The sequence below is a fragment of the Priestia koreensis genome, assembly GCF_001274935.1.
Classification (GTDB): Bacteria; Bacillota; Bacilli; order Bacillales; family Bacillaceae_H; genus Bacillus_AG; species Bacillus_AG koreensis.
The window spans coordinates 343668-349667 of the sequence record NZ_LILC01000011.1 but is presented as its reverse complement, the minus strand read 5'-3'; the positions used below and the strand labels follow the sequence as shown (position 1 = coordinate 349667).

The window sequence follows — 6000 nt, the reverse complement described above, 5'->3', positions numbered from 1 at the left end:
GGAACATACGAAACAAGCACCTTTTCAAAGAGAAGCATACTTTAAGGAGAAATCCAAGGAACGGTCTAAAATTGACGCGAAGAATAGCGAATGAAAGCATAGACACGGGTATGATATGACGTAGCCACATCCGCAGGTCTCGTTGTCATGGAAATGCAAGGGGCATTTTCACCGTCAACCTAAAAGGAATGTGAAAGCTAATGAAGGAAAACAAGGGAAGAAGAATGAAGAAAAAGCTGGATCCATTCCAAAGAATGGATCCAGCTTTTTTGTCTTACGTTCTACTGATCATCTAAAAAATTCAAAGTTTTTCAGTGGCCCCTTAGGACCACCTTTTCATCTCTTATTTAATCGTAACGATTTTTACACTCATTTCTCCGCCTGGTGTTTGAACCACTACTTCATCGCCGATTTGTTTGCCCATTAAGCTTTTCGCAATTGGAGAGTCATTTGAAATCTTTCCTTCAAACGGATCTGCTTCTGCACTACCAACAATTGTGTATGTTTCTTCATCACCATCTGGAAGCTCTACGAACGTAACGGATTTTCCAAGGGATACTACAGACGAGTTCGCTGCATCCTCTTCAATAATTTTAGCGTTACGAATCATATTTTCAAGCGTTGCGATACGAGCTTCTACAAATGCCTGCTCGTCCTTCGCTGCATCATACTCAGAGTTCTCTGATAAGTCTCCGAAGCCACGAGCTGTTTTAATGCGCTCAACCACTTCTTTACGTTTTACGGATTTTAAGTATTCAAGTTCTTGTTCTAACTTTTCTTTACCTTCTTTAGTCATTGGAAATACTTTTTCTGTTGCCATCGACCCTTCACTCCTTCTAAAAGTTTCGTCATCTATCCTCTACAGGAGAGGCTTTCTGTATATGTACACAAATCAAAAACAAGCGTATAGAGAAATGCCAGCTTCGCGGGAAGCTGTGCATTTCATGTATTCTTTATAATTTGTGTGATTACCAAAAAGAATATGACAAAAATTCTCTGTAAAATGGAATTTTTTCCAATCTATTGATGTATTCTATGCTATGTTATTACAAAATGGCGTTTTGTTCAAGAATTGTTTGTATTTTCGTCACCATCAGGTCGATTGCTACGTGGTTTTGTCCACCTTCTGGAATAATGATATCCGCATAGCGTTTTGTTGGTTCAATGAACTGGTTGTGCATTGGGCGTACAACGGTCACGTATTGATCCACAACAGATTCCAACGTACGTCCGCGCTCTTTAATGTCACGAAGCATACGGCGAATAATGCGAAGATCTGCATCTGTATCAACGTACAATTTAATATCCATTAAATCACGAAGACGCTCATCTTCTAATACTAAAATACCTTCTAGTATGATAACGTCCTTCGCTTCTTGTGGAATCACATCTTGTGAACGCGTGTGTAACGTGTAATCGTACACAGGCTTGTTAATGGATTCATACTCCACAAGGCTTTGAAGGTGCTCGATTAAGAGATCATTATCAAACGCAAGCGGATGATCATAGTTCGTTTGTAGACGTTCTTCAAACGGCAAATGACTTTGATCCTTATAATAGTAATCTTGCTCTAAAAGCAAAATTGAGTGACCTTTAAAATATTCATAAATGGCTTTTGTTACAGTCGTTTTTCCAGAACCAGAACCACCAGCAATTCCGATTACAACAGGCTTTTTATTCCCCATCTGTCTTTTATAGCCCCTTTCGCATCATGTTATAAGGGAAAAGCGGTTGATCTACCTTGAAGCGAACAATTTGTAACGGATGACGCGCTGCATCTAATTCGTTTCCACCTTCATCCCAGATTTTATCAACTACTTGCGTAAAGTTTTCGATTTCTGGACCGAAAAACTCTACTTTGTCTCCTTGTTTGAAATAATTACGCTGTTGAAGTGTAATTATTTGTGTATCTTCATTGTAGTCTAGAACTAAACCAGTGAAATCATACGTTGTTTTTTTACTATGATTTCCAAACATTTGCTCTTGTACGCCTGGTACACCTTCAAAGAAGGCAGGAGCAGTGTCACGGTTTGCACATTTATCAAGCTCATCCAGCCATTCCTTCTGAATAACAAAATTGTCTGGGTCCGCACAATAAGCGTCAATTACTTTACGATACACGCTTACAACCGTTGCGATGTAATGAATGGATTTCATACGCCCTTCAACTTTAAGGCTGTCAATTCCAAGCTCGATCATTTGTGGTATAGACTGAATGAGATTTAAGTCTTTCGGGCTCATCGCAAATGCAGCATCTTCGTCATCAAAAAGCGCTACTTCGTTTTTCCCGTCTTCCACTTTGAAGAGGTCATAATCCCAACGACATGATTGACAGCAACCACCTCGGTTTGAGTCACGAGCCGTCATATGATTACTTAAAACACAGCGACCTGAGTAGGCAATACACATTGCGCCGTGAATGAACGTTTCAATTTCAATGTCCACTTTTTCTTTCATTAGGCGAATTTCTTCCGCCCCTGTTTCACGTGCAAGTACGACACGCTCTAGACCTTCTTCTTTCCAGAACTGCACGGCTTTCCAATTCGAAAGAGATTGCTGCGTGCTTAAATGCACTTCAAGCTTCGGTGCAACGCGGCGAGCCGTTTCAATAATGAGCGGGTCCGCTACGATAATACCTGCCACACCAGCTTCTTGAAGACCTTCTAGATACTCTTCTAGACCGTCAATATTTTCGTTATGAGCAAAGATGTTCGTTGTTACGTAAATTCTCGCTCCGTATTTGTTCGCAAATTGTACACCTTCAGCCATTTCCTCCTGAGAGAAATTATCGGCATTTGAGCGTAGACCATATTCACGTCCTCCGATGAAGACAGCATCCGCTCCGTAGTGAACAGCAACTTTCAACTTTTCAAGATTTCCCGCTGGTGCTAATAGCTCAGGCTTTTTCGTAATCACGCGTTTCCCATCTACTACAGCATCAATTTGTACTGCCATTCTTTTACCTCCTTATCAACGTCCATTTTAATAAACTGTTTCTTTAAAGAAGAATCCCGTATCAAGAGGGCGATTCATCGGCTGTAACTCTTCTAATTCTTCTAAAAGAGCATCTTTTACATCCTCATATTCATCGCGATCAGCAACACATAAATCAATCGCTTTACGATAACGTTTTGTGACTTCGGCTAAGTAATCCGTTGTTTTTAACACACCGTCAATTTTAAAAGAATCAACTCCGGCGTCAATCATCTCAGACAGCTCATCAATAATCGCCACATCATTTGGACTCATGATGTGTGTTCCGTTTGCATCTTCAAAAATCGGGTATTTATTATTACGTTCCTTGTCTAATAGGAACATGTTTTTTTCTTGTTTGCGATTTTCAATCTCAAGCACGTTTCCTTGATACTCGAAATAGTTACCTAACAACGAACGTTTTGATTGGAACATACATGTCATACCATGCACCTGTACTTCAACTTCAACGTCTGCTTTTTCAGCAATTTCGACGACAGAATCCATGCTCAGCTCACGAGCGAGCACGGCGCGCTTTGCACCTTTTCGTCCCCAATAGTTACACGTGTAGTAATTCGTTCCCGTTGTTTCGGTGCTCCAATGAAGCGTAAGCTCTGGTGTGACTTCACGAGCTGCCATTAGCACTGCTGGGTCACCAAATACAACCGCGTCTACCCCTGCGTCTTTTAAAAACAAAAGATAATTGCCTAGCTCGTCTACTTTGTCATTGTGGAAAATCCCGTTCATTGCCACATGCACTTTCGTATCTTTGCTATGAGCGATGTTCACTGCCTCTACGATATCTTCGCGTTTGAATTCACCTGCTAAACGAAGACCGTAGCGCTGTTCACCAATTAAAAATGCGGTTGCTCCTGCATCTGCGAGAAGCGCAATATCATTAACGCTAGTAGGCGTTACTAACAATTCCGGCTTTTTCATTTTTCTTCACCTCTTTTAAGACTAATAGCAATGCCATCGCCGATCGGGAGAATGACCGTTTCATATCCCTCATGAGCCATTAACCATTGATTATAAGCTTGAATCTTTTTCGTCAAACTGCGAATACGCTTCTTCTCAATCAATTCATGATCTTCCGCAACATAGCCCTTAAAAAGAACATTGTCTGAAATAATCATCCCTCGATCACTTAAAAACGGCTCATACGCCTCAAAGAAACGTTGATATTGACCTTTCGCAGCATCAATAAAAATCATGTCGTATGGTCCATGCTCTTCCATTTCCTTTTCAAACCCAAAAGCATCTCCAAATAACAGGTGAATACGTGACTGACAGCCCGCTTTTTCAATGTATTCGACGGCTTTTTCATAACGTTCCTCATCACGTTCAACCGTTACGATATGCGCGTTTGGTAGGGCAAAAGCCATTCGAAGAGCAGAGTAGCCAATGGCCGTTCCAATTTCAAGAATTCTCTTTGGTTGATGAAGACGAAGCAACTGAAGCAGCGCCTCAATGCCAATCAGCTCCATAATTGGAACACCATGTTCTTGTGCATACTCTTCCATTTCACTTAACAATTCGTTTCGCTTGGGAACTAATGACTCCACATAATCGGTTACCTCTTTTGAAAGCAACTCTTTTTCCTCCGATCTAACGTAGGCTTTTTATTACACTTGTTTCTTCATCCTACTTTTCATTCTCTCTATTAAAAATGAGCTTATTTCGGCTCATTTTTTACGTACATTAGGTTCTCTATTTTTGATCAAAACGCTATTTTTACGCAAAAAAAAGCCTGTACAAAAATAGAGCACAACTCGTTTATTATATAGGTTTTCTCTTAATGCGTAAACCCGATATATTTTAACATAAATAAAGAGGGATTGCGAAACTTTCGCATCCCCCTTTTGAATTGTTTGTTATTTTTTATTCGTAATGTGAATCGCTTTTTGTTTATTATGCTCTTGAAGCGTTGTTGAAAAGATTACATCGCCACTTGGTGTTGCCAAAAAGTATAAATACTTTGTTGTAGCCGGATGAAGAGCTGCTTTAATCGACATTTCTCCTGCATTTGAGATTGGCCCAGGAGGCAATCCTTTTACCTTATAGGTATTGTAAGGAGAATCTACTTCTAAATGCTTGTACAACACACGTTTTTTATGCTCTCCTAGTGCATACAACACGGTCGGATCTGTTTGAAGCGGCATTTTATCGTGAAGACGATTGTAAAAGACGCTAGCGATTTTCTCACGCTCTGTTTTATTCGTTGCTTCCTCTTCAACCAAAGAAGACATTGTTAACACTTTGTGAGCAGAATAATTCTTCTTCTTCATATCATCTTGATATTTTTGAAGCGTGTTGTCTGTTCTGTTGATCATTTTATCCAAAATGTCGTGAAGCGAAACCTTTTCATCATAAAATTGATACGTAGCTGGATAAAAATATCCTTCAAGTGGATATTTTACATCTTTGTTCAGCACTTCTTTTGTAACTAACTTTGGATATTTTTTCATTAATCCGTTAATGAACGACGAACTATTTGCGAGCGCAAGCACATCTGTTTCTTTATACTGCGTATGCTTAGCGATAATAGCAGCAATTTGTGTAAGCTGTGTTCCTTCTGGAATGGCAAGTTTAATTTTCGCATTTTTCGATACGTCACCTTTTGTCATCATGTTGATCATTTGATCAATGTCCATTGCTTTTGAAAAAGAATATGTACCTGCCTGAAAATTGCCTTTGTCGTTAAATTTTACGTAATAACGAAAAATGGTTCCGTTTTTAATGACCCCTTGCTTTTCTAATTCCTGACTAATAGCAGAAACGCTAGAACCAGGTGGAATCGTTACTTCAACGGACTTTTTACTTTGCTCATTTACGGGTTGCAAAGCGGAATGTATATAGAGAAAAAGACCTGCTAGTACAAGGACAATGACCCCTACTATACTGGATAAAATGATCCACATGCGCCTTTTGCGCTTGTTTGGCGGCTGTCCGTTCCACATTGCAGGCATTGAATTGGGCTTTTGCTCATCTGACACGATACATCCTCCTTTCCTGCGGTACTTATTA

6 protein-coding genes are annotated in these 6000 nt (G+C 39.9%); all 6 read right to left on the bottom strand.

Annotation, left to right across the window (positions count from 1 at the left end; all coding sequences use genetic code 11):
• Nucleotides 1-343: 343 nt before the first annotated feature.
• The 6 genes from greA to mltG all read right to left on the bottom strand — a co-directional run bounded on the left by greA (nt 344) and on the right by mltG (nt 5933).
• Nucleotides 344-820, bottom strand: coding sequence for a transcription elongation factor GreA (gene greA, locus AMD01_RS08920; protein WP_053401037.1), 477 nt, complete (start codon nt 818-820; stop codon nt 344-346).
• A 226-nt stretch (nt 821-1046) separates the two neighbouring features.
• Complete coding sequence (udk, locus tag AMD01_RS08915) at nt 1047-1685, bottom strand: uridine kinase (RefSeq protein ID WP_053401036.1); 639 nt, start codon at nt 1683-1685, stop codon at nt 1047-1049.
• 7 nt (nt 1686-1692) lie between these two features.
• Nucleotides 1693-2955, bottom strand: coding sequence for a peptidase U32 family protein (locus tag AMD01_RS08910; protein ID WP_053401035.1), 1263 nt, complete (start codon nt 2953-2955; stop codon nt 1693-1695).
• 27 nt (nt 2956-2982) lie between these two features.
• Nucleotides 2983-3912: a peptidase U32 family protein gene (locus AMD01_RS08905; protein ID WP_053401034.1), complete on the bottom strand. Its 930-nt coding sequence runs from the start codon at nt 3910-3912 to the stop codon at nt 2983-2985.
• On the bottom strand, nt 3909-4565 hold the full coding sequence (locus AMD01_RS08900) for an O-methyltransferase (protein ID WP_053401033.1): 657 nt from the start codon (nt 4563-4565) through the stop codon (nt 3909-3911). Before AMD01_RS08900 ends, AMD01_RS08905 begins: the two co-directional genes overlap by 4 nt.
• Nucleotides 4566-4847: 282 nt before the next feature.
• A complete protein-coding gene (gene mltG / locus AMD01_RS08895; RefSeq protein WP_053401060.1) occupies nt 4848-5933 on the bottom strand; it encodes an endolytic transglycosylase MltG in 1086 nt (361 codons plus the stop codon).
• Nucleotides 5934-6000 lie beyond the last annotated feature (67 nt).

Bases quoted from the DNA above. Each gene is read 5' to 3' on its own strand.
- AMD01_RS08910 (WP_053401035.1), bottom strand. From the start codon at position 2,955: ATGGCAGTACAAATTGATGCTGTAGTAGATGGGAAACGCGTGATTACG.
- mltG (WP_053401060.1), bottom strand. From the start codon at position 5,933: ATGTGGAACGGACAGCCGCCAAACAAGCGCAAAAGGCGCATGTGGATC.
- greA (WP_053401037.1), bottom strand. From the start codon at position 820: ATGGCAACAGAAAAAGTATTTCCAATGACTAAAGAAGGTAAAGAAAAG.
- udk (WP_053401036.1), bottom strand. From the start codon at position 1,685: ATGGGGAATAAAAAGCCTGTTGTAATCGGAATTGCTGGTGGTTCTGGT.
- AMD01_RS08905 (WP_053401034.1), bottom strand. From the start codon at position 3,912: ATGAAAAAGCCGGAATTGTTAGTAACGCCTACTAGCGTTAATGATATT.